General features: G+C 65.0%; 21 protein-coding genes. 10 read left to right on the top strand and 11 right to left on the bottom strand.

Annotation, left to right across the window (positions count from 1 at the left end; all coding sequences use genetic code 11):
• Positions 1–28 precede the first annotated feature (28 nt).
• The 3 genes from aceF to N826_RS15335 form a co-directional block, all read right to left on the bottom strand.
• Positions 29–1,357, bottom strand: coding sequence for a dihydrolipoyllysine-residue acetyltransferase (gene aceF, locus N826_RS15345; protein ID WP_211099293.1), 1,329 nt, complete (start codon positions 1,355–1,357; stop codon positions 29–31).
• Positions 1,358–1,408: 51 nt separating this feature from the next.
• Positions 1,409–4,072 (bottom strand): pyruvate dehydrogenase (acetyl-transferring), homodimeric type, encoded by a 2,664-nt coding sequence (gene aceE / locus N826_RS15340; RefSeq protein WP_044430251.1) that lies wholly within the window; start codon positions 4,070–4,072, stop codon positions 1,409–1,411.
• A 403-nt stretch (positions 4,073–4,475) separates the two neighbouring features.
• The gene (locus N826_RS15335) at positions 4,476–5,882 is read right to left on the bottom strand and encodes an aminotransferase-like domain-containing protein (protein ID WP_044430250.1); all 1,407 of its coding nucleotides are present in this window, start codon (positions 5,880–5,882) and stop codon (positions 4,476–4,478) included.
• 492 nt (positions 5,883–6,374) lie between these two features.
• Between N826_RS15335 and N826_RS15330 the strand changes: the two genes are divergently transcribed.
• From N826_RS15330 to N826_RS15285, 10 genes are all read left to right on the top strand, one after another.
• The gene (locus N826_RS15330) at positions 6,375–6,857 is read left to right on the top strand and encodes an MSMEG_0572/Sll0783 family nitrogen starvation response protein (RefSeq protein ID WP_044430248.1); all 483 of its coding nucleotides are present in this window, start codon (positions 6,375–6,377) and stop codon (positions 6,855–6,857) included.
• A gap of 86 nt (positions 6,858–6,943) precedes the next feature.
• Positions 6,944–7,960 carry a Nit6803 family nitrilase gene (locus N826_RS15325; RefSeq protein ID WP_044430245.1) on the top strand — a complete coding sequence of 339 codons (1,017 nt, stop codon included), beginning with the start codon at positions 6,944–6,946 and terminating at the stop codon, positions 7,958–7,960.
• Entirely contained in the window at positions 7,926–9,065 is a 1,140-nt protein-coding gene (locus N826_RS15320; RefSeq protein WP_044430242.1) for an MSMEG_0568 family radical SAM protein, read from the top strand. The genes N826_RS15325 and N826_RS15320 overlap by 35 nt, the downstream gene beginning before the upstream one ends.
• Entirely contained in the window at positions 9,062–9,604 is a 543-nt protein-coding gene (locus N826_RS15315) for an MSMEG_0567/Sll0786 family nitrogen starvation N-acetyltransferase (RefSeq protein WP_044430240.1), read from the top strand. The genes N826_RS15320 and N826_RS15315 overlap by 4 nt, the downstream gene beginning before the upstream one ends.
• A 2-nt stretch (positions 9,605–9,606) precedes the next feature.
• Positions 9,607–10,572, top strand: a complete 966-nt coding sequence (locus N826_RS15310; RefSeq protein WP_044430238.1) for a sll0787 family AIR synthase-like protein — start codon at positions 9,607–9,609, stop codon at positions 10,570–10,572.
• Positions 10,569–11,717, top strand: a complete 1,149-nt coding sequence (locus N826_RS15305; protein ID WP_084720773.1) for an MSMEG_0565 family glycosyltransferase — start codon at positions 10,569–10,571, stop codon at positions 11,715–11,717. The genes N826_RS15310 and N826_RS15305 overlap by 4 nt, the downstream gene beginning before the upstream one ends.
• On the top strand, positions 11,710–11,997 hold the full coding sequence (locus N826_RS15300; RefSeq protein WP_044430236.1) for an MSMEG_0570 family nitrogen starvation response protein: 288 nt from the start codon (positions 11,710–11,712) through the stop codon (positions 11,995–11,997). Before N826_RS15305 ends, N826_RS15300 begins: the two co-directional genes overlap by 8 nt.
• 34 nt (positions 11,998–12,031) lie before the next feature.
• A complete protein-coding gene (locus tag N826_RS15295; RefSeq protein WP_044430234.1) occupies positions 12,032–13,345 on the top strand; it encodes an MSMEG_0569 family flavin-dependent oxidoreductase in 1,314 nt (437 codons plus the stop codon).
• A gap of 10 nt (positions 13,346–13,355) precedes the next feature.
• On the top strand, positions 13,356–14,240 hold the full coding sequence (locus N826_RS15290) for a Pnap_2097 family protein (protein WP_052831334.1): 885 nt from the start codon (positions 13,356–13,358) through the stop codon (positions 14,238–14,240).
• Positions 14,218–14,751, top strand: coding sequence for a TRAFs-binding domain-containing protein (locus N826_RS15285; RefSeq protein ID WP_084720789.1), 534 nt, complete (start codon positions 14,218–14,220; stop codon positions 14,749–14,751). The genes N826_RS15290 and N826_RS15285 overlap by 23 nt, the downstream gene beginning before the upstream one ends.
• 444 nt (positions 14,752–15,195) lie before the next feature.
• Here N826_RS15285 and N826_RS15280 read toward each other — a convergent pair whose 3' ends face one another.
• The 8 genes from N826_RS15280 to N826_RS15245 all read right to left on the bottom strand — a co-directional run bounded on the left by N826_RS15280 (position 15,196) and on the right by N826_RS15245 (position 24,261).
• A complete protein-coding gene (locus N826_RS15280) occupies positions 15,196–15,384 on the bottom strand; it encodes a hypothetical protein (RefSeq protein ID WP_044430229.1) in 189 nt (62 codons plus the stop codon).
• A gap of 84 nt (positions 15,385–15,468) precedes the next feature.
• Positions 15,469–16,122, bottom strand: a complete 654-nt coding sequence (locus N826_RS15275) for a sugar transferase (protein ID WP_044430226.1) — start codon at positions 16,120–16,122, stop codon at positions 15,469–15,471.
• A gap of 107 nt (positions 16,123–16,229) precedes the next feature.
• The gene (locus N826_RS15270; RefSeq protein ID WP_044430224.1) at positions 16,230–17,768 is read right to left on the bottom strand and encodes an amidohydrolase family protein; all 1,539 of its coding nucleotides are present in this window, start codon (positions 17,766–17,768) and stop codon (positions 16,230–16,232) included.
• Between the two features lie 17 nt (positions 17,769–17,785).
• A complete protein-coding gene (locus N826_RS15265) occupies positions 17,786–18,604 on the bottom strand; it encodes a carbon-nitrogen hydrolase family protein (protein WP_044430221.1) in 819 nt (272 codons plus the stop codon).
• Between the two features lie 15 nt (positions 18,605–18,619).
• Entirely contained in the window at positions 18,620–19,408 is a 789-nt protein-coding gene (locus N826_RS15260) for an ABC transporter ATP-binding protein (RefSeq protein WP_044430219.1), read from the bottom strand.
• The gene (locus tag N826_RS15255) at positions 19,405–20,307 is read right to left on the bottom strand and encodes an ABC transporter permease (RefSeq protein ID WP_211099292.1); all 903 of its coding nucleotides are present in this window, start codon (positions 20,305–20,307) and stop codon (positions 19,405–19,407) included. The genes N826_RS15260 and N826_RS15255 overlap by 4 nt, the downstream gene beginning before the upstream one ends.
• A 52-nt stretch (positions 20,308–20,359) precedes the next feature.
• Positions 20,360–21,418, bottom strand: a complete 1,059-nt coding sequence (locus N826_RS15250) for an ABC transporter substrate-binding protein (RefSeq protein ID WP_044430215.1) — start codon at positions 21,416–21,418, stop codon at positions 20,360–20,362.
• Between the two features lie 359 nt (positions 21,419–21,777).
• The gene (locus N826_RS15245; protein ID WP_052831330.1) at positions 21,778–24,261 is read right to left on the bottom strand and encodes a PAS domain S-box protein; all 2,484 of its coding nucleotides are present in this window, start codon (positions 24,259–24,261) and stop codon (positions 21,778–21,780) included.
• Between the last annotated feature and the right edge of the window lie 793 nt (positions 24,262–25,054).

Here is a 25,054-nt window from a genome sequence, read left to right as displayed (position 1 = left end):
TCCAGGGTTCGGGGGATGGTACCGGCGGTCACAGGACCAGCCGGCGGACATCCTCCAGCACGTGGCAGAGATGCCGCGAGAAGCGCGCCGCAAGCGCTCCGTCGATCACCCGGTGGTCGTAGGACAGCGACACCGGCAGCATCAGCCGGGGCACGAACTCCGTGCCGTTCCAGACCGGGGCCATCTTGGAGCGCACGACGCCCAGGATCGCCACTTCAGGCGCATTGACGATCGGCGTGAAGCTGGTGCCGCCGATGCCGCCCAGGCTGGAGATCGTGAAGCACGCCCCCTGCATGTCGGCCGACGACAGCTTCCCCTCGCGCGCCCGCTTGGACGCACTGCCCAGCTCCTTGCTCAGCTCGTGGACGCCCTTGCGGTCGACGTCCCGGATGACGGGCACCACCAGCCCCTCCGGCGTGTCGGCGGCGATGCCGATATGGTAGTATTTCTTGTAGATCAGGCTGTCCTTTTCGGGAGACAGCGAGGCGTTGAACTCGGGGAATTCCCGCAGCGCCGATACCGCCGCCTTCATCAGGAAAGCCAGCAGCGTTACCCGATAGCCTTTGTCCTTGGCGGCGGTGTCCAGCTCCTTCCGATAGGCGTCGATCTCGGTGATGTCGCTCTCGTCGTTGTGGGTGACGTGCGGCACGTTGAGCCAAGCCCGGTGCAGGTGCGGCCCCGACAGCTTCTTGATGCGCGGCAGCGGCTTGGTCTCGATCGGCCCGAACTTGGAGAAGTCGACCGCCGGGATATCCGGAATGCCGGACCCACCGGAGGATGCGGCCACGGCCGGCGCTGCGCTCGGCCCCTTCAGGAAGCTCAGCACGTCGTCCTTGGTGATCCGGCCCTTCTCGCCGGTGCCCTTCATCTTGGTCAGGTCGACACCCAGCTCGCGCGCCACCCGGCGCACGCTGGGGCTGGCGTGGACGTTGCTGAAATCGGCGGCGCCCGACGTCGTGGCGCCGGTCCCCCGGTCGGCGGAGGCCGCCGCCTGCGATGGCGGCGGGTTCCTGTTGGCTACCGCGGCCGGCTGCGCCTGCGGCGCCGGCTCCTGCTGGCTGACCAGGGAGGGCGGCTGGGTCATTGCGCCGTCACCCCCCTTGAACATCAGGATCGGCGTGCCCTCGCTGACCTTGTCGCCGACCTTGACCAGGATCTTTTCCACCGTTCCGCCGGCCGGGGCCGGCACCTCCATAGTCGCCTTATCGGACTCCAGCGTCAGGAGCGGGTCTTCCGCGTTGATCGCGTCCCCCTCCTTGACCAGGATCTCGATGATCGGAACGTCCTTGAAGTCCCCGATATCGGGCACGGTCACTTGCGTCGTGCCTGCGGCACGGGCTTCGGTCATGGCAGTCATCGTCGTTTCCTTACCCTTTTCTTGCTTGCCCGTTTTTCCCAGACGCCCGTCTCAGACCGTCATCGGGTTGGGCTTCTCGCAGTCGATCCCGTATTTCAGGATCGCGTCCGCCACCACCTTGGGCTCGACCGCGCCCTCCTCGGCCAGCGACTTCAGCGCGGCGACCGTCACCCAATGCCGGTCGACCTCGAAGAAGTGGCGCAGCTTGCGGCGGTAGTCGGACCGGCCGAAGCCGTCCGTCCCCAGCACCCGGTAGCGTCCCGGCACCCAGGTCCGGATCTGGTCGGCGAACAGCCGCATGTAGTCGGTGGCGGCCACGACAGGGCCTCCCCGGCCGCTCAGGCACTTCTCGACATGGCTCTGGCGGGGCGCCTCGGTCGGGTGAAGCAGGTTCCAGCGTTCGGCGTCGATCGCGTCGCGGCGAAGCTCCGTGAAGCTGGGGACGCTCCAGATATCGGACGCGATGCCCCAGTCATCGGCCAGCAGGTCGGCCGCCGCGATGACTTCCCGCAGGATCGTGCCGCTGCCCAGCAACTGGACCCGGCGCGCTTCGCTCTTCGCCCCCTGCCCTTCCCTGAACAGGTACATGCCCTTGATGATATCGGCTTCGGCTCCCGCCGGCATGGCCGGGTGCTCGTAGTTCTCGTTCATCACGGTGATGTAGTAGAACACGTCTTCCTGCTCGGCATACATCCGGCGCAGGCCGTCCCGGACGATCACGGCGACCTCGTACGAGAAGGTCGGGTCGTAGGAGACGCAGTTCGGGATCGTGCCCGAGATCAGGTGGCTGTGGCCGTCTTCGTGCTGTAAGCCTTCGCCGTTCAGCGTGGTGCGTCCGGCGGTACCGCCGATCAGGAAGCCGCGCGCCCGCATGTCGCCGGCGGCCCAGGCCAGATCGCCGATCCGCTGGAACCCGAACATCGAGTAGTAGACGTAGAACGGGATCATCGGCGTGTTGCTGGTGCTGTACGAGGTCGCAGCGGCGATCCACGACGACATCGCACCCGGCTCGTTGATGCCTTCCTGGAGGATCTGGCCGTTCTTGTCCTCGCGGTAGTACATCAGCTGCTTGGCGTCTTCCGGCTGGTAGAGCTGGCCGACCTGGCTGAAGATGCCGAACTGGCGGAACATGCCCTCCATACCGAAGGTGCGGCTTTCGTCCGGCACGATCGGCACGATCCGCTTGCCGATCTGCTTGTCGCGCAGCAGCGTGTTGAGCACCCGGACGAACGCCATGGTGGTGGAGATCTCGCGCCCGTCGGTCGCCTTCAGCTGGGCATCGAAGGTCGAGAGCGGTGGGATCTCAAGCGAATCCGACTTGCGCCGCCGTGCCGGCAGGCTGCCGCCCAATGCCGCCCTGCGCTCGCGCAGATAGGCCATCTCCGGGCTGTCCTCGGCCAGCTTGACGAACGGCACGTCCTTGATCTGCTCGTCGGTGACTGGCAGGCTGAAGCGGTCGCGGAACTCCTTCAGCACCGCCTCACCCATCTTCTTCTGCTGATGGGTGATGTTCTGGCCTTCGCCGGCCTCGCCCATGCCGTAGCCCTTGACGGTCTTGGCCAGGATCACGGTCGGCTGGCCCTTGTGCGCCACGGCGGCGGCATAGGCGGCGTAGACCTTGCTGGGATCGTGGCCGCCGCGCGTCAGGCTCCAGATCTGCTCGTCGGACATATGGGCGACGCGCTTCTTCAGCTCCGGGTCCTTGCCGAAGAAATGCTCGCGGACATAGGCGCCGTTCTTGGACTTGAAGTCCTGGTACTCGCCGTCGACGCATTCCTCCATCCGGCGCAGCAGCCTGCCGTCGGTGTCGGCCGCGATCAGCGGGTCCCACGAACTGCCCCAGATCACCTTGATGACGTTCCAGCCCGCGCCCCGGAAATCGCCTTCCAGTTCCTGGATGATCTTGCCGTTGCCGCGCACCGGTCCGTCCAGGCGCTGGAGGTTGCAGTTGATCACGAAGACGAGGTTGTCCAGCTTCTCGCGCCCGCCGAGCGAGATGGCGCCCAGGCTCTCCGGCTCGTCCATCTCGCCGTCGCCCATGAAGGCCCAGACCTTGCGGTTGGCGGTATCGGCAAGGCCGCGATGATGGATGTATTTGAGGAACCGGGCCTGATAGATCGCCATCAGCGGCCCCAGCCCCATCGACACGGTCGGGAACTGCCAGAAGTCCGGCATCAGCCAGGGATGCGGGTACGACGACAGCCCGTTGCCGTCCACTTCCTCGCGGAAGTTCAGGAGTTGCTCTTCGGTCAGGCGGCCTTCCAGGAAGGCGCGGGCATAGACCCCGGGGGAGGAGTGGCCCTGGATATAGACCAGATCGCCGCCGTGCTTCTCGCTGGGTGCGTTCCAGAAGTGCTGGAAGCCGGTGTCGTACAGGGTCGCCGCCGACTGGAAGCTGGCGATGTGGCCGCCCAGTTCCGACGACTCCTTGTTGGCGCGCAGCACGATGGCCAGCGCGTTCCAGCGGATCAGCGAGCGGATCTTGTGCTCGATCGCGCGGTTGCCCGGATGCCGAGGCTCCCGGTCCGGAGCGATCGTGTTGAGGTAGGGCGTCGTACCCGAATAGGGCACCGGCGTCCCCTTGCGCCGGGCTTCGGTGAACAGCTCGTCCAGGAGGAAGTGCGCCCGGTCCGGGCCTTCGAACTCCAGTACGGAAGCAAGAGCTTCACGCCATTCCTGGGTTTCCAGCGGATCATTGTCGCTGATCTTGTTCATTGATATCCCCCCTCTTTATTTCGGCCTCGTTTGGAGGAGGCCTGAAGCTCTTACCGATTGAGCACCCACATACCTGCGAGTTGTTGCAGATACATCAGCACGAACCATGCCATTACCCGCCGGACCGCGGGCCGACAGCTAACCCGTTCTCGGACAAGTAACTTTCTAATCCTGTTGCGCAAAAAACAGAAGGAACATTCTGATGATTCGGACAAAGGGTTGCGTTTATGTCCGGGTTTCCGGACGCACGGCCAATCCCAACCCGGCTGGCGGGCGGAACATCGGTCCGAAAGCAACAACCGAAACCGCGCGTTTGTCTCACAGGGTAGTCGTAAGGGGAAAGCTACCCCTATAACCCGGTCTGTTTAGGACAGGTATGGGGCAGTCCCGAAGCGTCACGGCCTCAGAGCACGATGGACGCCACCGTCGGCGACTCCGTCAGTGCATGCGCGACGTATTCCAGGGCGTGCCGGATTCCGGCGCGGGGCGTCGGCCCGCCAAGGCACAGGCGCACCGCCTCGGGCGGATTGCCGTTCACCGTGAAGGCGTCGCTGGCGACGACGCCGATGCCGGTCATGCGCAGGTGGCCGATAAAGGCCGAGCGGGTCCACCCGTCCGGCATCGGGATCCAGAGGTTGAAGCTCAGCGGGTCGGCCTTGAAGCTGGCCGCCGGCAGGATCTCCGCCGCGAGGACTTGGCGCGCCGCCGCCTCCGTCCTGATGAAGCGCAGCAGGGCGTCGGCGGTGCCGTCCTCGATCCAGCGGGTGACGAGCGCCAAGGTAAGCGGCGAGGCCATGACGCTGGAAGCCCGGAGCGCCGCCGCGAACGGCCAGCCGGAACGGACGTCGGGCGCCACCACATAGGCGGCGCGGATGCCGGCGCCGATGCATTTCGCCAGCCCCGCGACATGCCACGTGATGTCAGGTGCGATGGCGGCGAAGGGAGCGGGGCCGTGGACCGGGATGAAGCCGTAGGCGTCGTCCTCGACGATAGGGACGCGGCAGCGCCGGGCGATCGCCGCGATCTCGGCGCGCCTGCTCTCGGGCACGGTCAGGGTCGTGGGGTTCTGAAGCGTCGGGTTGAGGTACAGCCCCTTCGGCGCCAGCCGCGCGCAGGCATCCGCGAAGGCGTCCGGGTCGATGCCGTCATCGTCCATCGGCAGCCCGACCAGCCGGAGCCCCAACTGCGCCGCGATCGAGCGGGCGCCCGGATAGGTTATCTCCTCGCACAGTACGACGTCGCCGGGCTTCGCCAGGATGCCGAAGATGCCCAGCAGCGCCGCATGGGCGCCGGGCGATACGAAGATGCGTTCCTGCGCCGGGACCAGCGCCCGCCGTCCCAGCCACAGGGACGCCGCATCCTTGTCGGCGGGCGCTCCACCGAAGCCCTGGTAGCGCAGCAGCGAGACGAGGTCTCGCCCGACTTCCTCCAGACCGGCGCGCATGCGCTCGATCAGGGCGGGGTCGTCCGGTTCGGGCGGCAGGTTCATCGACAGGTCGACGACCTGCGCGCGGGGAAAGGCCGAAGCCACGGACGGTCTTTGGGGGGCGGATCTCTCCGGTTCTGGCAGGCCGACGACGTATGTCCCCTGCCCTACCCGTGATTCGATCAATCCGCGTTTTTGCGCCTCGGCATAGCCGCGGGCGACGGTCGTGAAGTCGACGCCGACCCGACGCGCCAGGACCCGCTGCGGCGGCAGGCGGTCGCCGGGAACCAGCAACCCGTTCTTGAGATCGGACGCGATGATGTCGGCGATGGCCAGATAGCGGGGCTTGTCGCTGGCGGAAAGGTCGGGTGTCCAGGAACTCATCTGACTCGGTCGCGGCTGCTGTCCGTCGCTACCCGACGACGGTGACTGAATCGACTGTATAGCCCCCGCGGCGGGATTGTCACGCGATGGTGCGACGGCATGCGTTCCGTGTCGCACCCGGGCTACCGTTCCATCCTCTCGCAAGGCTGCTTCAATGAGTGGAGCCGAACTCGCTGAAAAATTGACTGCACATTGAATGGATCATCTGGAAACCGATCGACACCAGTGTCCTTTAACGGGGTATAGGTCAAAAAAACCGCAGAACCACGGTTATTTGGTTAGCATTATGGAAACAAATTAATCATCGCAGCACCACTGCATTTCGGTGCCAATTCAAAATTGAATGGATAATTGATGGTATATTGACTGAGTCTGCACATTGAATATGCAGGTATGCAACTGGCACATTGATTGCTGATTGGTATTCGCGATCCGCTTACTGCGGCATCGCCAATCGATGATCCCCGCGATCCCAGTCAGGAGAGATGCCCGATGCCCGCCGTCACAAAGCCAGCCACTCAGAAGGGTGATTTTTTCGTCGATTACGAAGAGAAGATCTTCGAGGACGTCAAGGCGGAGCCGGGCGAGAAGGCGCTCGTCACCTTCCACACCGTCGCGTTCGAAGGTTCGATCGGTTTCGTCAACCTGCTTCAGGCGACGCGCCTCCAGCGCAAGGGTTTCGAGACCTCTATCCTGCTCTACGGCCCGGGTGTCACCCTGGGCGTCCAGCGCGGGTTCCCCAAGATCGGCGACGAGGCGTTCCCCGGCCACCTCAACTTCAACAACCAGATCTCCAAGTTCATCGCCGAGGGCGGCAAGGTCTATGCCTGCCGCTTCGCCCTACAGGCCCTCTACGGCCATGGCGAGCCGTCGCTGATCGAGGGCATCCGGCCGATCAGCCCGCTCGACGTGCTGGATCTCGTCCTGCTCCACCGTCGCGACAAGGCCTTCATCCTCGACACCTGGACGCTCTGAGAGTTCGGTCCCGCAACGCGTGCCGGCACCCTGGTCAGTACTCTGGTCGATAACCGTGGCCGGCACCCTTGACATGGATGAAAGCGATGAGCGACGGAGCAACGGTCCGCGTCGCGGCGGTCCAGATAGCGCCCGACCTGGAAACACCAACCGGGACGGTCGGCCGTGTTCTGGCCGCCATCGCGGAGGCTGCCGAAAAGGGCGCCGGGCTCGTGGTGTTTCCCGAAACCTTCGTGCCCTGGTACCCGTACTTCTCCTTCGTGCACCCGCCGGTCATGACCGGCGGGGAGCATGTCAGGCTCTATCAGAACGCCGTGACGGTGCCGGGACCCGTCACCGACGCCGTTGCCGCCGCCGCACGGCGTCACGGCATCGTCGTGGCGCTTGGCGTCAACGAGCGCGATCACGGCACCTTGTACAATGCGCAACTGATCTTCGACTCCACGGGCGACCTCGTGCTCAAGCGCCGCAAGATCACCCCGACCTTCCATGAACGGATGATCTGGGGCCAGGGCGACGGCTCCGGCCTGAAGGTGGTCGATACCGCCGTCGGCCGCGTCGGAGCGCTGGCCTGCTGGGAGCACTACAACCCCCTCGCCCGCTATGCCCTGATGGCCCAGCACGAGGAAATCCACGTGGCGCAGTTTCCGGGTTCGCTGGTCGGCCCGATCTTCGCCGACCAGATCGAAGTGACGATCCGCCATCACGCGCTGGAAAGCGGCTGCTTCGTTGTCAACGCCACCGGCTGGCTGACCGAAGATCAGATCGCGCGAATTTCTCCGGACGAGAAACTGCGGAAAGGCCTGACTGGCGGCTGCATGACCGCGATCGTCTCGCCAGAGGGCAAGCATGTCGTGCCGCCGCTGACCCAAGGCGAAGGCATCCTGATCGCCGACCTCGACATGGGCCTGATCGTCAAGCGCAAGCGGATGATGGATTCGGTCGGGCACTACGCCCGTCCGGAACTCCTCAGTCTCAACCTCGACGACCGCGCGACGTCTGTCATGCGCACCGTCGCTTCGCAGGACGGACAGTCCTTCCGCCAATTCGAACCGGGGAGCCAGACCGATGAAGCCGATGACGCGAACCGACTTGCCGGCTGAGATCCTGATAAACGAGCTGCAAAGTTTCGGCGTGCGCCTGGTCGACCCCGGGGCCGGGGCAGCAAGCCGCCGCGGCGGCGCCGGGCCGTCCGATCACAAGGCCGTCACGATCGACGGCATGACGGTGATGGTGCCGGTCCACAACGCGCCGGCGTTCGAAAGCCCCTATTTGGCCGAGAGGCCGGACGCCTCGGGGCGAAGCCGGATCATCCGTGACGGCCGCGAGGTCGGCGAGATCAGCTTTCCGCTCCAGCCGCGCTTCTATGGGCTGAAGACGGCGGACGGCATCCCGTATTCCAAGATCGCCGTGCTGCACGGCCGCGACGTGCTCGCCACCACCGTCCTGCAAACCTGCGTCCGCTTCCAGAGCCGGGCCAAGACCTGCCAGTTCTGCGCCATCGGACAGTCGCTGGCGGCGGGCCGCACGATCGAGCGCAAGACCCCCGCCCAACTGGCGGAGGTCGCCAAGGCCGCCGTCGAGCTGGACGGGGTCAAGCACATGGTCATGACCACCGGCACGCCGCCTGGCAAGGACCGGGGGGCCGCCATCCTGTCCGAGAGCGCCGCCGCGGTGAAGGCGGCCGTGGACCTGCCGATCCAGGTCCAGTGCGAACCGCCGGACGACGACGCCTGGTTCCGCCGGCTAAGGGACTCCGGCGCCGACGCTCTCGGCATGCATCTGGAAGCCGTCAGCGACCGGGTCCGCCGGCGCATCATGCCCGGCAAAGCCCAGGTCCCGGTCGAGCGTTATTTCTCCGCCTTCAAGACCGCCGTACCGGTGTTCGGCCGGGGGCAGGTTTCGACCTACATCCTGGCCGGGCTGGGCGACACGGCGGAGGAAATCCTGGCCGTCTGCCGAAGGCTGGTCGCACTCGGCGTCTATCCCTTCGTGGTTCCCTTCGTCCCCATCTCCGGCACGCCTCTGGAAAGCCATCCCTCTCCCACCCCGGCCTTCATGCACTCCATCCTTGAGCCTCTGGCGCGGATGCTGGTGGACGGCGGCCTGAAGTCGGCCGAGGTCAAGGCGGGCTGCGCCAAGTGCGGCGCCTGCTCGTCGCTCTCGACCTATGAACGGGGTCTTGCGCCTGCGGGAGGCGTCGCTTGATCTTCGAACCCTTCTCCCCCTTCGTGCCGTCAGGCTTCCAGATCAAGTTCGCCGTCGATCCATGGGAGAAGGCGGCGGCATGCGCGCTCCGCCGTCAGGTCTTCTGCGAGGAACAGGGTGTGTTCTCCGGCGACGACCGCGACGAGACCGACGAGGTCGCGATACCGATCGTCGCCGTGTCGCTGGTCGGCGTCGCCGCCGATACCGTCGTCGGCACCGTCCGCATCCACGAGGCCGAACCGGGACTGTGGTGGGGCTCGCGGCTGGCGGTCGGGGCCGAATACCGCCGGATCGGGGCGCTAGGCTCCGGCCTGATCCGGCTGGCCGTTTCCTCGGCGCATGCGCGCGGCTGCACCCGTTTCCTCGCCAACGTGCAAAGCCGGAACGCCCTGCTGTTTCGCCGGCTTCACTGGACCACGGTCGAGACCTTCGACCTGTACGGCAGGCCGCATCACCGGATGGAAGCCGACCTGTCCTATTATCCGCCCTTCGCGACGCCGGAAGAAGGTTTCCTCTCCCTTGCCCGGAAGGCGGCGTGACGATGTCGGACCTCGCTGCCCTCGGCGAAACCTTGCGGTCCGCGCGCGGCCTGAAGGCCAAGCGGGATATCGCCGATGCGGCATCCCGGCTGGGCCTGTCGGCTGCCCCTGGTATTCCCGTCGGCGACGATTGCGCCGCGATCGCGGACGGTGACGGCTGGCTGCTGCTGGCGATCGAAGGCTTCATGAACGAGTTCGTGGCCGCCGATCCGTGGTTCGCCGGCTGGTGCGGCATGATGGTCAACCTGTCCGACATCGCGGCCATGGGCGGACGTCCGGTCGCTGTCGTCGATGCCGTCTGGGCCGATGGCGCGGCCGGGGCCGATCCCGTCCTGGCGGGGCTGAGGGCGGCGTCGGAAGCCTTCGGCGTCCCAATCGTCGGCGGGCACACCAATCTCGGCACCGACAGGGGCCAGTTGGCGGTCGCCGTGCTCGGCCGCGCCAAAAGGCTGCTGACCAGCTTCGACGCCAGACCCGGCGACCGGCTGATAGCATCGATCGACCTGCGCGGCCGGTACCGCGAGCCTTTCTCCAACTGGGAAGCAGCGACCGACGCACCTCTGGCCCGCCTGCGCGGCGATCTGGAGATCCTGCCGGAAATCGCCGAAGCCGGTCTAGCGCTGGCGGCCAAGGACATCAGCCAGGCCGGCGTGGTCGGCACGGCGGCCATGCTGGCGGAGTGCTCGGGCGTCGGCATCGCGATAGACGTCGCCGCCGTGCCCAGGCCTTCGGGCGTACCGCTCGGCCGCTGGCTAACGAGCTTCCCCAGCTTCGGCTACCTGCTGTCGGTGAACCATCGCCATGTGCCCGAAGTCCTCGCCCGGTTCCACCGGCGCGATATCGCGGCGGCCGACATCGGGACCGTCACCGCCGATCGGATCGTCTCTATCACCGACGGGTCGAGCAGCGAGACGATCTGGGACTTCGGCGACTCTCCCCTGATGGCCTTCGCCGGGGGGCCGTCGTGAGGATCGCCATCCTGGCCCACTCGACCAATCCGCGCGGTGGCGTCGTCCATGCCCTGGCCCTCGGCGAAGCGCTGACCGCACTCGGACACGAGGCGGTGGTGCACGCGCCGGACCCTGTGGGAGCCGGATTTTTCCGGACTGCAACGTGCGGCACGGTCTCGGTGCCCGCCGGTGCTTCGCACCGGATGCCCCTGCACCGGATGGTCGAAACGCGGGTCGCCGATTACGTCAGGCATTTCGAACAACCCGTCAACCGTGCCTTCGACGTTTTCCATGCCCATGACGGCTTGTCGGGCAATGCGCTGGCGGCCTTGAAGGCCCACGGCCTGATCCGTGGCTTCGTGCGCACCGTCCACCACATCGACGGCTTTGCCGACGCGCGGGTCGCCGCTCTCCAGAACCGCTCGATCGTTGCCGCCGACCGTCACTTCACCGTCAGCCGGATGTGGCGCGATACGCTGATGCGGGATTTCGGCCTGTCCGCCACCGTCGTCGGCAACGGCGTCGACCTGAAAGTCTTCACCCCCCGGGCGGATGGCCGGGAAGCGGCGCTGCGTGCCCGGCTCTGTCCGGGCGACGGTCCGGCGTTCCTCGCCGTCGGCGGGGTGGAGGAGCGCAAGAACACGCTCCGCATCCTCCAGGCCTTCGCACAGGTGCTGGCAATCCGCCCCGACGCCCGGCTGGTCGTCGCCGGCGGTGCTTCGCTGCTCGATCATGGCGGCTATCAGGCCGAGTTCCGGAAAGCGCTGGGCGCCGACCGGCGCACCGCCGACCGTGTCGTCCTGGCCGGCCCGATGGAGCAGGCCGACATGCCGGCGCTCTACCGCATCGCCGACGCCCTGGTCTTTCCGTCCGTCAAGGAAGGCTTCGGGCTGGTGGCGCTGGAAGCGATGGCCTGCGGGACGCCCGTGCTGACCTCGCGCATTCCGCCCTTCACCGAGCATTTCGGCGATGACGACGTGATCTGGTGCAACCCGCATGCAGCCGGCTCCATCGCCGACGCGATGGTCACCGCCCTTGCGCCCGCCATCCGCCGCCGCCTGTCGGCCCGGGCCGATGCCGCGGTTGCCGCTCACCGGTGGGACCGCGTCGCCGCGGCTCACCTGCCCGTCTATCAAGAGATATGGGAAAACGCCCATGCCTGAGATGAGATTCAACATCCGCTGGCCCGATGGCGCTCTGGAAAGCTGCTATTCGCCGTCGCTCGTGATCAAGGACTATCTCACCCCCGGCGAGAGCTATCCGCTGAACGAGTTTCTGGAGCGCAGCCGGACTGCGCTCTCCATCGCCAGCGACAGAGTAAAGGCGAAATACGGCATGCCCTGTTCGCTGGCATTAGGTCAGCTCGCCCGGATCGAAGCCCGCTGCGGGCGCTTCGCCGACAGCGCCGACGCCCGCGTGAGCGTCGACACATTCGAAGAATGAAGCAAGCGAAGAATGAAGCAAGGAGGACCGCGCCATGCCTGCCTCTACGATAACACCATCTCCATCCTCATCCCCGCCCGCTCACCGGCACATTCCGGTCGCGGTCATCGGCGGTGGACAGGCCGGCCTGTCGATCAGCTATTATCTGAAGCAGCGCGGCATCGACCATCTCGTCTTCGAGAAGCACACGGCGATGCATGTCTGGGAAACCCGCCGATGGGATGCCTTCTGCCTCGTGACGCCCAATTGGCAGTGCCAGCTTCCCGGCCATCCCTATGAAGGTCCGGATCCCCACGGCTTCATGAGGAAGCCCGAGATCCTGGATTACCTGGCAGGCTTCCGGAAGGCCGTCGACGCTCCCCTGCTTGAAGGCGTCGCGGTTACCCGCGTTTCCCGGCGGGACGAGGGCGGCTACGACGTGGTCACGTCGGCGGGCACCTATGGCGCCGATCAGGTCGTCGTCGCCTCCGGCGGGTATCATACGCCGATCATCCCCCGGCTTGCCGAACGGCTGCCCGAAACGATCATGCAGATCCACTCCGAACAGTACCGCGATCCCGGTTCGCTGCCCGACGGAGCGGTCCTGGTGGTAGGCTCCGGCCAATCGGGAGCACAGATCGCCGAAGACCTCCATCTGGCGGGCCGCAAGGTTCACCTCGCCATTGGGAACGCGCCGCGCTGCGCCCGCTTCTATCGCGGCCGCGATGTCGTGACATGGCTCGCCGACATGAAGTACTACGAGATGCCGGTGGAGCGCCACCCGCTGCGCGAAGGCGTGCGCGACAATACCAACCACTACGTCACCGGCCGGGACGGCGGCCGCGACATCGACCTGCGCAAGTTCGCCCTGGAAGGCATGCAGCTTTACGGCGTCCTCGAAGGATACGACGGCACGGCGCTGACCTTCCGGAAGTCACTGAGGAAGTCTCTGGACGAGGCGGACCGCGTCTACAACGGCATCAATGCCGCGATCGACAAGTATATCGCCGACAACGGCATCGATGCCCCGCCGCCCTCCGTCTACGCGCCGGTCTGGGAACCGGAAGAAGATCCGTCCTCCCTCGACCTCGCCGCCGCCGGCATCACGTCGATCATTTGGTGCATCGGCTTCCAGCCGGATTTCCGCTGGCTCGACGCGCCCGTCTTCAACGGCGCCGGGCACCCGAAGCACCATCGCGGCGTCACCGCGATAGAAGGCATTTATTTCCTCGGTCTCCCCTGGCTCCACACCTGGGGTTCCGGTCGCTTCTCGGGTGTCGCGCGTGACGCGCTCTATCTGGCCGACCGGATCGAGGAGAGCCTGAAGGCGGGCGGAGACCGGCGGCACGAACTCGCCGCTGCCGGCTGATGGGGAAGACATGAACAAGATCGTCCGCCTGGAAGACATCTTCGGCTGCTCCGCCGCCAAGCCGAAGCTCTCGGCCCCGAAGCTGCCGGACCGCATTGCCCTCGGCATGCCGCACCTGTCCGCCAATGGCTTGTCCGAAGGCTGGCTCCTCAAGGAACTCGGGCATCGCCACTGGTTTCTGCTGGCCGAAGCTGCCGGCATGGCGGTCCCGGATTTCCGCACTGCATCTGGAGAACCGGTCTATGCCGCCTTCCGGGCGGTATCGTTGTCGGGGTGCGATCTGGCGTCGGCCTGCGAAAACGACGTGCTGACGCTGAGTTCCTCCCTGGAACCCCTGTCCCGCACTCAGGTCTCCAGCCGCCACCGCCTCACCATCGCCGGGCGGCCTATCGGCACGATCGAGCTGCTTTCGACCTTCGTCAAGCGGGACGTCGGCGGTGGCAACCACACCGTCGCCCGCATCGCCGTCGATGGGCTGTCGCCGAAGCGCACCCAAGCCCCCGCCAACGGCATCGCCGCCCGAGCCGCTGCCTTCCGCTCCGCCCCAGCGGCCGAACTCGCCCGCTTCACTTTCGACCCCTGCCCGAGCCAGGACTTCAACGGCGCCGGCTTCCTGTATTTCACCAGCTTCCTTGCTTTGGTGGATCGGGCCGAATGGCAGTTCGACCGAGCCTGCGCACTGACCGCCACGACGGCGAGCCGCGATATCTTCTACCGGGGCAACATCGATCCCGGCGAAACGGTGGCCGTCGCCCTGCTTGCGCACCGAACCACGACCGACGGCGTCGCCCATCACTGCCGGCTGCTGCGCGTCACCGACGGCGCGATCATCGCGGACGTCTTCTCGGTACGGGCAAGGACTAGTGATCGCCATGACAGGCACCCCATCCAGTGAGACCAACGGCATCCTGGAGCGGATCCACAAGGACCGCTGGGAGGAGGCGCGCAGCAACGGGGAGCCTGCCGTCATCGACCATCTGCACGATGCGATCGCCGACTATCTGGCCGGTTTCGAAGCCGACTGGCGTGACGCGTATCCCGGTGTCGACGCCGCTACCCTGATGGAAATGGTGGATCCCGTCGATCCGCGGCAGGCGGAGTTGCTGCCGGTCGTGCGCTATGCGGTCAAGCGCAGGCTTGCCGGGCGAAGCCCCGATTACTGGGATCATGCCACGCTGCTGGAACTGGCGGTGCTGGCCAACGATGCGGCAGCGGCGGGGGACGCGCTGACCAGCGCCCTGGCAGCGATACGCGAACCGTGGGAACCGGAAACTTCCGCCCGCAATCTCCGGCTAATCCGGGATGTCCGCGTGCAACGAGGCATCTCCGCCGACTGGATCCGGACGATCGAGGAGCAGTTGGCGGCAGCCGCCGGCCAAGTGGCTGCCGGCCGGTTGCCGGATTGAATTCCTGCAACCGATCTTCTATAACGCTTCCGGCCAACACCCGGGGTCCCTGCAAAAAATTATGATGAGCGATCGAAACGCGTATCCGTGACGGCCGATAGTGACGTCATGATCGGAATCAGTGACCTTCCGCTCGATTTAGTGACCTTTGATGACCATCCCATCGAAATTTTATCTCGGGATCGGGCGGCGAAGCCAGTCCAGGAGTAAAAATTTACCGACAGTCCATATCAGTGCCGCAAACAAGATCATGATCGCCCAGGCGAACAAGGAAAGAACCATGATGATCAGCATTCGCAACCAGAACGGGCCCTTTTTTGTCATATAAGGTTACACCTGAAAGCTGCCGTCTATAGATTGCGATAATCATGCTCCCGCATGATTATTTTGTAAGATACAAAAAAAGGTATAAGGAAAAAGAGCTGGGCAATCCGTGACTTCCCATTACGGTTTGGCGTCTGCCGGCTCAAGGATCAGAGCATCCTCGTCGATCTTCAAGAAAGCGCCGACCTCGACCTTGCCCTCGGCGATATCGTTGCTCAGCATCATCTGGGCATCGGCGAGGGAAATGGGCTCTCCCTGGTAATAAGTACCGCCGGAGGCATGAAGGATGGTCCGGTACAAAGGAGTCATCGCTCCCCTCTCAGGTTATTTCGACTGCAACGACAACAGCTGTGCCGGCCGATTGTCTCCAATCCCGCGGATGTCCCGGCACTTTCAGACACCGTCGGCCGTGAGGACGACCTTCACCGTCCGCAGCAGAATGACCATGTCCTGCCGGAGCGAGTAGCGCTCGACATAGGCGATATCGTAGCCGAGGCGATCCTCGAACGTGGTCCGATGGCGGCCTGAAACCTGCCACAGGCCCGTAATGCCAGGCTTGACGCAGGCTATCGCCGACCGGGCCGAAGGATGCGGCGTCAGCTCGTGCGGCATGTAGGGACGCGGACCGATCAGGCTCATGTCGCCGGTCACTACGTTCCAGAGTTGCGGCAACTCGTCCAGGCTGGTGCGCCGCAGAAAGCGGCCGAGCCGGGTGATCCTGGGATCGTTGCGCAGCTTGTGGTGGCGCTGGTACTCCAGCAGCAAGCCGGCGTCGGCGGCCAGCATCTCCGCGAGGCGGGCTTCGGCGTCGACATGCATGGTGCGGAACTTAAGCGCCGGGAAGGTCTTCGAGCCGGCGCCGCAGCGCGCCTGACGGAACAGCGCCGGTCCTCGCGTTTCCAGCCTCACCGCCGCCGCGATCAGGAGCAGCAGCGGCAGCAGCGGGATCAGCAGCGAAACGGCGGCGGCGATGTCGAACAGGCGCTTGACGGGAGCATAACCGGAGAGGCTGGCCGCATGCCGGGATTGGACTTCGATCAGTGACATTTGTGGCCTCTCCGGTGGGGTGGCGTGTTGCTTCGTTGCCAAGACATTAACGACCGCCGGCCGCCGGCGCTGTGAAGCCCGTTACAGGCTTCACGGCGATGGTCAACTCAGAAGGCTGAGGACTGGGTGTAGAACGGCTTCCCCTCTCCTTCCCGGATGTAGCCGTCGTAGAAGGCCTTGACGTGCGGGAACACGGCGCGGCCCAACTCGCGGCGGGCAAGTTCGTCCGGGGTGCGCGGCTTGGACAAGGTTTCGGCGATCTCGGCCAGGATCTGGTCGCGGTCGATCCGGGTGAAGCGCCCATCGGCGTAGACCAGGTCGCCGTCGATGTAGACAGCGTCGACGGCGTTGGTCTTGGCGCGCTGGATCACCGCGTCCAGCATCGGCACGTCGTCGTCCTGGTACGGGTATGTCGCCTTGTTCCAGTCGATCAGCACGGCATCGAAGTAGCGGCCCGGATCGAGCCGGCCGATCTCTTCGCCGAACGAGGTCGTCTTCGCCCCCGACTCGGTCGCCATCCGCAGCACCTGCGGGCAAGTCGGCACGTCGTCGTCCATGCCCGGCGTCCGGTGAGCACGCAGCGCCAGCCGCATCTCCTGCAACATGTCGCGGTCGTCGTTGATGCCGGCCTCGTCCAGGCCCATGCCGACGGTGACGCCCTTCTTCTCGTAGTGGTTCAGCGGCGCGATGCCGGACCGCAGGCGGAAGTTGGAGGAGCAGTTGTGGCAGATGCAGGTCCCTGTATCCGCCGTGATGTCGATGTCCTCCTCGGTCAGCCAGACGCCGTGGCCCAGGGTCATGCGCGGGCCGAGCAGGCCCAGGTCGTGGAGATGCCGGACGGCGGTCTTGCCGGTGCGGCGCATCGCGTATTCCTTCTGATACGCCGTCTCCAGCAGGTGCATGTGCATCGGCACGTTGGCGGCCTTGGACTTCTCGTTGAGCGCCAGCAGGCCATCGTCGGTACACCAGTGCAGGTTGGCCGGGGCCAACTGGATGCGGGTTAGGCGCTGGCCTCTGTTCTCCTCCGTCAACTGGTCGAACAGGGTCAGGAAGTCGGCGAAGGGCATCGCCTGCGACTTCAGGTAGGCCAGGAGGTCGGGGCCGAGCGGCTTCGGCAGCTTCTCGCAGAACTCCTCGTCGGCCTCGTAGACCAGCCGGTTCTGCTCCCGGACGGCATAGCAGTAGGACGCCCGCATGCCGAGGTCGCGGTAGGCGTTCAGCACCTTGCTCGCCGCGCCATGGATGGCGCCATAGCCGCCGGCCATCCAGCCGTGGATATGCTGGACCGTGGTGACGCCCGACGCGATCATCTCGAAGGCGGAATAGAGCGTGTCGAGGTATAGGTCGATCTTGCGCGCCGGCATCCGGCCCGCGAACCAAAGCTCCAGTGCATAGTCGGGCGAGCCGAGCTGTAACGGGGTCAACCCGACATGGTGGTGGCTGTTGACGAAGCCCGGCAGCATGACGTGGTTCGGGTAGCTCTTGACGGTGGCGGCGGGCGCCAGCTTCTTCATCTCGTCGAGTGTGCCGGTGGCCTTCACCACGCCGTCCTTGGACAGGACGGCGCCCTGGTCGATCACGACGGGGGTATGGCGGTCCGCCGTGCCGGTGACGACCCAGCGGGCCTGGACGATGAGGTCTCCCATGATGGACTCCTTGTTCTTCAGATTCGCAGATGACGTGCGGTGGGGTTGCTGTTCCGCGCGGCCTGGAGCCGCGCTGGATCGATGTCGATGGTGATCGTCGGTCCGGTGGCGGCGATGCCGCCGTCCGGGGTGACCGCCGCCGTCTCGCCGTCGTGGCGGACGGAGCTGCCGGTGATGGTTTCGATGCCGTAGCGGGCCGCCGCCACCGCATAGACCGCGTTGGCGCGGGCATGGGTGCGCAGTTCCGCCAGGAAGATGCCGTCTGGATCGCTGGGTGCTGGACCGGCGACAAGGACGGCGACCACGTCGGCCCCGGCCGATGCCGCCGCTCGCCAGCACTCGGGGAAGCGGCGGTCGTAGCAGATCAGTACGGCCAGCCTGACCGGGCCGACCTCGACCGTTCCGACGCAGGGAGGGCCGGCGGCGAAGTGGTCGGCTTCACCGAAAGCTTCGCCGGGACCTGCCGGCGGCAGGTGGATCTTGTGCGCCACCGGTTCGACCGTCCCGCCGGGTCTCGCCAGCAGCGCCGCGTTGAACGGCTTGCCGCCATCGACGCCGGCCAGCGCCATGCCGAACAGGATGCTGATGTCCAGCCGGGAAGACAGATCGGCGGCCCAACTGGCGGTCGGGCCGTCTAGCGGTTCCGCCAGATGTTCCCAGCCGACAGGATCTTCGGCAGCCACGTAGGGCAGAGCGAACAGCTCCGGCAGGATCGCGAGCCCGGCCCCTGTGCCTGCCAGCGCTTCGACGGCGGCCTCCGCCGCTTGGCGGGCACAGGCGGTCCCGTTGCCGGCCGGCCCTGTCGAGGCCGCGCCGACGCGAAAGATGGTTGTCATGTCAGGGTCCGGAGCCTAGAGCGCTTCCTGTTCCGCGAAAGCCCGATCCACCTCGTCGGCCAGCAGCTCGGTGAAGAGGTCGCGGTACTGGTGATAGCGGGCGTCGCGACTTGGCCGGGGTCTCGGCAGATCGATCGGCACGATCGTCTTCACCTGCCCCGGCCTCGCCGTGAAGACGACGACCCGGTCGGCCAGTGCTATCGCCTCGTCGATCGAGTGCGTGACCAGGATGATCGAAGCACCGCTGTCGCGCCAGATCTGGAGCAGGAAGTCCTGCATCTTGGACCGGGTCTGGACGTCGAGTGCGGCGAACGGCTCGTCCATCATCAGCACCTTGGGCCGCATGGCGAGTGCGCGAGCACAAGCCGCCCGCTGGCGCATGCCGCCGGACAGCTCGTCCGGCTTCTTCTCCAGCATGTCGCCGAGACCGACCGAGCGCAGCATCTCGACCGCGATGGCACGCCGCTCGGTCACCGGGACGCCGCGCACGGACAGGCCGAAGGCGACGTTGTCGACGATGGTCAGCCACGGGAACAAGGATGCTTCCTGGAAGATCAGGCCGCGCTCCGCCGACGGCTGGGTGACGGCGATGCCGTCCTGCTCGATCGTGCCGGCGGAAACGCCCTCCAAGCCCGCGATCATGTAGAGCAGCGTGGACTTGCCGCAGCCCGACGGCCCCAGCAGGACCACGAACTCGCCGGGCAGGATGTCGAGGCTGAGGTTGCGGAGGGCATGGACGGCGGGGCGGCCTTCCGGTGTCCAGGTCTTGGCGACGTTGCGGATCGCGATGGCGGGTTCGGTCATCTCCTGCCTCCCTGGTTCGGTGCTACCCACCACAGCATGCGGCTCTGGACGTAGCGCAATGCCCAGTCGAAGGTGAAGCCGAGCACCCCGATGATGGCCATGGTGAAGAAGACGAGCTTGGCGTTGAAGGTCGCCCGCGCCATGCTGGTGATCTGGCCGAGTCCCGTGCCCACTCCCACCGCTTCGGCGATCAGGACGACCATCCAGGCGGCGAACAGGTTGAGCCGCAGGGTCATGAACAGGCTGGGCAGGATAGCGGGAAGGATCACGCGCCAGAACGTCTGCGCCTCGCTCGCCCCCATGATGCGGGCGACGTGCAGGTAGTTCTTCGGCACGCTCTCGAACTGGGAGACGGTGGACAGCACGATCGCGAAGAAGACGGTGATGAACACCAGGAAGATCGCCGGGACGTCGCCGATGCCGAACACGAAGATCGCGACCGGCAGCCACGCCACGGGGGAGATCGGGGCCAGCAGCAGGATGGTCGGCAGCAGCAGGTTGCGGACGATCCGCACGTAATGGACCACGGCTCCGACCGCGACGCCCAGCACGAAGCCCAGCGTCAGTCCAAGCACGACACGGGTCGTCGTCCACAGGATGGTCATCAGCAGCCCGGTCAGCCCATTGCCGGTGCCCCGGCTGCCGATCACGTTCTTCTGGGCGAAGTATCCCAGCGTGGTCGGGATGTCCTGGAGGAACAGGTGCGGCGGCGGCAGGAGCAGCGGGTTGGCCCAGCCGACCGCCCACAGGATTTCCCAGATGGCGGTGAATAGTCCGATGGACGCGATGCCCCACCCGATCGACGCTCCGTACCGGCGAAGCTTCGGCGGGATGGAAGGCCGCGCGGGTGCGCGGTCCCCCTGTTCAGCCACGGTCCCGATTCCGGTCTTCGTGGTCATTGTCATTGTATTCTCTCTAACTCAGGAACTGGCTCAAGAACTGGCTTGTCGCTCAGGCAGCCGACTTCAGGTGCAGCGAGCTGTAGAGAGTGCCGTTCTCGGCGATCACCTGGTTGAGCAGGCTCCAGTCGAACGCGCCGGCATCCGGCAGCTTCTGGATGTAGCCCAGCTCCTTCATGGAGACGCCGCGGTCGATGATGAACTGCGTCTGGTCGCGCTGGTCGACCACGATTGGCTGCTTGGCCGAAGCATCCATCGCCGCTTCCATCGAAGTCTTGTAGTAGCTGCCGACCGTGTCGTTGAGGGCGGCCTGCTTGTCGGACTCGGCCTGGGACTGAGCCACCATCAGCGCCTTGATGACCGCCTTGACCGCCGCAGGGTTGCTTTCCAGCAGCGGGATGCGGGCGGCGAGCACGCAGTCCGAATAGCCCTTGCCGTAAAGGTCGGTGCCATCCGACAGGATGGTGGCGCCGGGGCGCCCCTGGACGCACTGGGTCGCATAGGGCTCGATGTGGCAGATGGCGTCCACCGCCCCGGCGATGAAGGCCTGCGCCAGTTCCGGCGAGGTGTTGAGGTAGCGGATATCGACGTCCTGGAAGGTCATGCCGGCCTTCTTCAGGTAATCGTAGGGAAGGACTTCGAGCGTGTCGGCCTGGAAGGTGCCGAAGGTCTTGCCCCTCAGGTCGGCTGCCGACTTGATGCCTTCCTTCGCCACGATGATGCAGCCCTGGACGCCGCCGCCGGCCACGATCCGGACGGGAGCCCCGGCGTCGTACAGCGTCATGAAGTTGGAATAAGGGATCATCGAGATATCGACCAGCCCGGCGCCGAACATGGTCGTGATCTCGGTATTGGACGGCGTTACGACGAACTCCAGGTCGACGCCGTCGGCCTTGGTCAGTTCCCGCTCCTTGGCGAGGAAGATGCCCATGTTGCAGAAGCCGGACCCGTGGGTCGCCTTGACCGTGGTAGCGGCCAGGGCAGCCGTCGGGCTGAGGAGCGCCGCCAGATATGATGGGATCGCCACCGTGGCCGCCGCTCCGGCAGCCGTCGTCTTCAGGAAGTTGCGCCGGGAGAATTGCTGGTAGAAGGTACCGTCACGATCGCACATGGTCCACTCCAGTCCATTGAAAGACCGCATGGATCACGTGAAAAACCCGGCACCGCAGCCCGCTGCTTGCACGGCTGCTGGTCAACCAATGTCAAATGGCCGCGCCGGGCATTGCACGATTTCCATACAATGGGCACGCCAACCCATGAGAGCTTTAGAGCGCTCTGCGCTTGATGAGTTTACTAAGCAATGGGTGTGCCAACAGGACATGGCGGTGAGCTGGCGGCTAAGCGGCGGGACATTCGTGCATGATCGAAAAATCATGCCCAGATCGCAGGCATTTGCTCAGCATTTTTGCATATGTCGGTATGTCTTAAGATACAGTCGCTTGTCCGGCGCTATCTGGTCCAAAATCTGGATCAGCGGCTCTCGATCAGGGCCTTCACCTTGGCCAGCAGCACGTCCATCGCTACCGGTTTGCCGATAAGGTCGCCGCCGTATCCGGGCGTTCCGTCCTTTGCCGGCTTGTCATGGACATAGCCGGTCAGGAAGAGGACCTTCAGCCCCGGGCGGAGCGTCCGCGCTATTTCCGCAAGCTGGTGCCCGTTGATTCCGGGAAGCCCGACATCCGTCACCAGCAGATCGACAGTGGTGGAGCTTTCGAGGATCCGGAGAGCCGCCTGCCCCTCCGCAGCTTCATGCACGGTATAGCCGTACTCCTCCAGTGTCTCGACCATGACCATGGAGACGAGCAGTTCGTCTTCGACGACCAGGATGCTTCCCAGCCCACCCGGCACCGGGTGGGCTTGCGGCTTGGCTTCCGGCTCTTGTCCGGGAACGAGATCGACACCGTTTTCGATCGCGCCGCGATGGCGCGGCAGGTAGAGCTTGACGCTGGTTCCCCTGCCCTGTTCGCTTTCGATGCGGGCGGTCCCGCCGGACTGACGCGCGAAGCCGTAGAGCTGGCTCAGTCCCAGCCCCGTTCCCTGCCCCAGCGGCTTGGTCGTGAAGAACGGTTCGAAGGCCCGCTCCAGCACATCGGTTAACATGCCGGTACCGGTATCGCTCACCGCCAGCATCGCATATTCGCCCGGCTCCACCCCAGCCTCCAAAGCGGGGCTCGTGTGGTCGAGGCGGACATTGCAGCTTTCGATGATCAGGCGTCCGCCACCGGGCATGGCGTCGCGGGCGTTGATCGCGAGGTTGAGCAGCGCGTTCTCCACCTGACTGGAGTCCGCCCAGGTCAGCCACAGCCGGTCCGCCAAGTTCGTTTGGACCTGGACCGTTTCTCCCACCGAGCGCTGAACCAGGTCGCGCATCCCCAGGACGAGTTCGTTGAGATCGAGAACGTTCGGTGCGAGTGGTTGGCGCCGCGAGAAGGCAAGCAGGCGCTGGGTCAGCATTGCCGCCTTCTCCACCGACACGCGGGCGGCACTGCTGAACTTGGCAACGTCGGTGCGTCCTGCCTCCAGCCGGCGCTCGACCACCTCCAGGCTGCCGCCGATCGCCTGAAGCAGGTTGTTGAAGTCGTGGGCCACCCCGCCGGTAAGCTGGCCTAGGGCCTCCATCTTCTGGGCCTGACGAAGCTGCTCTTCCGTTGCGCGCAACGCTTCGGCGGCTGTCCTTTCCGCCGTGACGTCACGTCCGACGCCGTGAAACCGCATGCCATCCGGATCGGGGGAAAGCACCCAGGCGACCCATCGCCATGAGCCGTCGGCGGCCAGTATCCGGTCCTCGAACCGGACGGACCGGCGATAGGTCCTCAATTCCTCAAGGCACGCCGTCACACTGCCGAGATCGTCGGGATGGATCACGTCGGTGTAGCGCATCGTGAGAAGCGCCGTCTCGTCATATCCCAGCAGCCGCGACCAGGATGGACTGACCCGGATCCTGTGGCCATCGTAATCCGAAACGACGAGCAGGTCGTCGCTGAGCTCCCACAGGCGGTCGCGCTCGCGTGTGCGCTCGGCCACGCGCTCCTCAAGGGTTTCGTTGAGGCGCCGAAGTTCGTCCTCCTGCCGCTTCCGCTCGCCGATATCGCGGAAATATACCGACAGGCCGCCGGTGGCGGTCGGGTGGATGTCTATATCGACCCAATGACCCAGGATGGGCGAGATGGTCTCGCAGTGGACATGTTGCCTTTCGCGCATCGCCATCTGGTGCGCTTCATAGGCGATGCTGCCGACCGCCTGCGGGAACTCCTCCCAATAGCTGGCCCCGATCAGATGGTCGCGGTCGCGTCCCCACCATTCCTCGGCCTTGCGGTTGACGTAGGTGAAACGCCAGTCGGCATCGACCGCGTAGAAGGCGTCGCCGATACTTTCCAATATCTCGAGATTTCTTTCGTGCGAGACCGTCAGGCTGGACTCCGCTTGGCTCCGCTCTATCGCGACGCCGAGCAGGTTGGCGAACCCTTGCATGAAGGCCAGATCCGCCTCTTCGAAGCTTCCCGGATCGGAACTGTCGACCTCGAGCACGCCGAACGGCTTCTCGTCCGTGCCGTCACGGATGACGACGTTAATGGCGCGGCGGACGCCATGGATGGCCAGGACGTGCGGCGTCCGGAAGCGCGCTTCGTGTTCCAGGTGGTTCGAGATCACCGGCGCGCCTGTCTTGAGGGCATAGCCGGCGGGTGATTCCAGGTCGGCGCCGACGGTGGCATGACCGACCAGCCCCTCGGCCCAGCCGACTCCTGCCCGCATCAGCAGCTGATCCCGGTCTGGAAGCCATTCCAGCACCTTGCACAGGTCGGTTCCCATCCCTTCGGCGCAAAGCTCGGTCGCACGCTGGAGCAGCGGATCCAGATCCCGGCAGCGCAAGGCGAAGAAACCGAAATCGGCGAGAAGTCGTTGCTGGCGCAGGCGATAGGCGAGTTCATCCTCGCGGGGGACTGACTGGGTCACTCGTACCGGTTCCGGAGGTTGCGGTGCCGCTTGCCGTTATCCAACCGGACACTGATTCGTTCATGGCTCGAGCGACCCATACCAGGAAACTGACTATGGCTTCTCAAGGGTCCATAGCGTGTCCATGCCCCGGCGGCCACTGTGCTTCGGAGGTAGAGAGGGAAACGTGCAGGAACGGCGGGGTGTGAACATCCGCTTCCGAATGCCTCGACCTCGTCGTGATCGTTGGGCAGGCAGAGGTTTCATCACGTAAAGGCATTTGTACCGGATCGCAGTGCTCGTAGTCTTCAGATCAGGAAGAAGTTCGAGTGCTCCGCCGCGAAACAGCGACTAGGCGTATCGGGATGCGGTTTTACCCGTAAATGAATTGCGCGACCTAAGCCCGGGGGGGGGTATCCAGAGCTGGCTCACCCGCTGCCGGCATGTTTCCTCCAGTAAGCATCTTACGGTCAGGATAAAAGCCCTCCGCATATCGAGTGATAATGATAAGTCACACTACTAAAAAGTGTTTTTAGGTGGCAAGCACAGCCAAATGACAGCGCAAGTAAGAGATTGCACGACTTAACAAGTTTTAAAATAAAAATTTATGTATTAACCTCTGTTGCTATCAGATGGTAACGAACGAGCAAGCGAAACGTCATAGATCCCCAGTAATACTCTACTTAAACACATTATTAAGGATTCCATGTCTTTATAACCAAACATAAGCAACTTGATGACGCCAAGTTTATTTGGTTCTTGATCGAGTTGACTGCACAAGAGAGTAGAAAAGGAGGGCAATACGAAGAAGTTT

This window comes from Skermanella aerolata KACC 11604, from assembly GCF_000936425.1.
GTDB classification, from domain to species: domain Bacteria; phylum Pseudomonadota; class Alphaproteobacteria; order Azospirillales; family Azospirillaceae; genus Skermanella; species Skermanella aerolata.
Note: the sequence above shows the minus strand (reverse complement) of the source record. Positions and strands in the feature narration are given on the sequence as shown.

What these genes read in the sequence shown, in the direction of transcription:
- aceF (WP_211099293.1), bottom strand. Translation starts at nt 1,357, where the DNA reads ATGACTGCCATGACCGAAGCCCGTGCCGCAGGCACGACGCAAGTGACC.
- aceE (WP_044430251.1), bottom strand. Translation starts at nt 4,072, where the DNA reads ATGAACAAGATCAGCGACAATGATCCGCTGGAAACCCAGGAATGGCGT.
- N826_RS15335 (WP_044430250.1), bottom strand. Translation starts at nt 5,882, where the DNA reads ATGAGTTCCTGGACACCCGACCTTTCCGCCAGCGACAAGCCCCGCTAT.
- N826_RS15330 (WP_044430248.1), top strand. Translation starts at nt 6,375, where the DNA reads ATGCCCGCCGTCACAAAGCCAGCCACTCAGAAGGGTGATTTTTTCGTC.
- N826_RS15325 (WP_044430245.1), top strand. Translation starts at nt 6,944, where the DNA reads ATGAGCGACGGAGCAACGGTCCGCGTCGCGGCGGTCCAGATAGCGCCC.
- N826_RS15320 (WP_044430242.1), top strand. Translation starts at nt 7,926, where the DNA reads ATGAAGCCGATGACGCGAACCGACTTGCCGGCTGAGATCCTGATAAAC.
- N826_RS15310 (WP_044430238.1), top strand. Translation starts at nt 9,607, where the DNA reads ATGTCGGACCTCGCTGCCCTCGGCGAAACCTTGCGGTCCGCGCGCGGC.
- N826_RS15300 (WP_044430236.1), top strand. Translation starts at nt 11,710, where the DNA reads ATGCCTGAGATGAGATTCAACATCCGCTGGCCCGATGGCGCTCTGGAA.
- N826_RS15295 (WP_044430234.1), top strand. Translation starts at nt 12,032, where the DNA reads ATGCCTGCCTCTACGATAACACCATCTCCATCCTCATCCCCGCCCGCT.
- N826_RS15290 (WP_052831334.1), top strand. Translation starts at nt 13,356, where the DNA reads ATGAACAAGATCGTCCGCCTGGAAGACATCTTCGGCTGCTCCGCCGCC.
- N826_RS15285 (WP_084720789.1), top strand. Translation starts at nt 14,218, where the DNA reads ATGACAGGCACCCCATCCAGTGAGACCAACGGCATCCTGGAGCGGATC.
- N826_RS15280 (WP_044430229.1), bottom strand. Translation starts at nt 15,384, where the DNA reads ATGACTCCTTTGTACCGGACCATCCTTCATGCCTCCGGCGGTACTTAT.
- N826_RS15275 (WP_044430226.1), bottom strand. Translation starts at nt 16,122, where the DNA reads ATGTCACTGATCGAAGTCCAATCCCGGCATGCGGCCAGCCTCTCCGGT.
- N826_RS15270 (WP_044430224.1), bottom strand. Translation starts at nt 17,768, where the DNA reads ATGGGAGACCTCATCGTCCAGGCCCGCTGGGTCGTCACCGGCACGGCG.
- N826_RS15265 (WP_044430221.1), bottom strand. Translation starts at nt 18,604, where the DNA reads ATGACAACCATCTTTCGCGTCGGCGCGGCCTCGACAGGGCCGGCCGGC.
- N826_RS15260 (WP_044430219.1), bottom strand. Translation starts at nt 19,408, where the DNA reads ATGACCGAACCCGCCATCGCGATCCGCAACGTCGCCAAGACCTGGACA.
- N826_RS15255 (WP_211099292.1), bottom strand. Translation starts at nt 20,307, where the DNA reads ATGACCACGAAGACCGGAATCGGGACCGTGGCTGAACAGGGGGACCGC.
- N826_RS15250 (WP_044430215.1), bottom strand. Translation starts at nt 21,418, where the DNA reads ATGTGCGATCGTGACGGTACCTTCTACCAGCAATTCTCCCGGCGCAAC.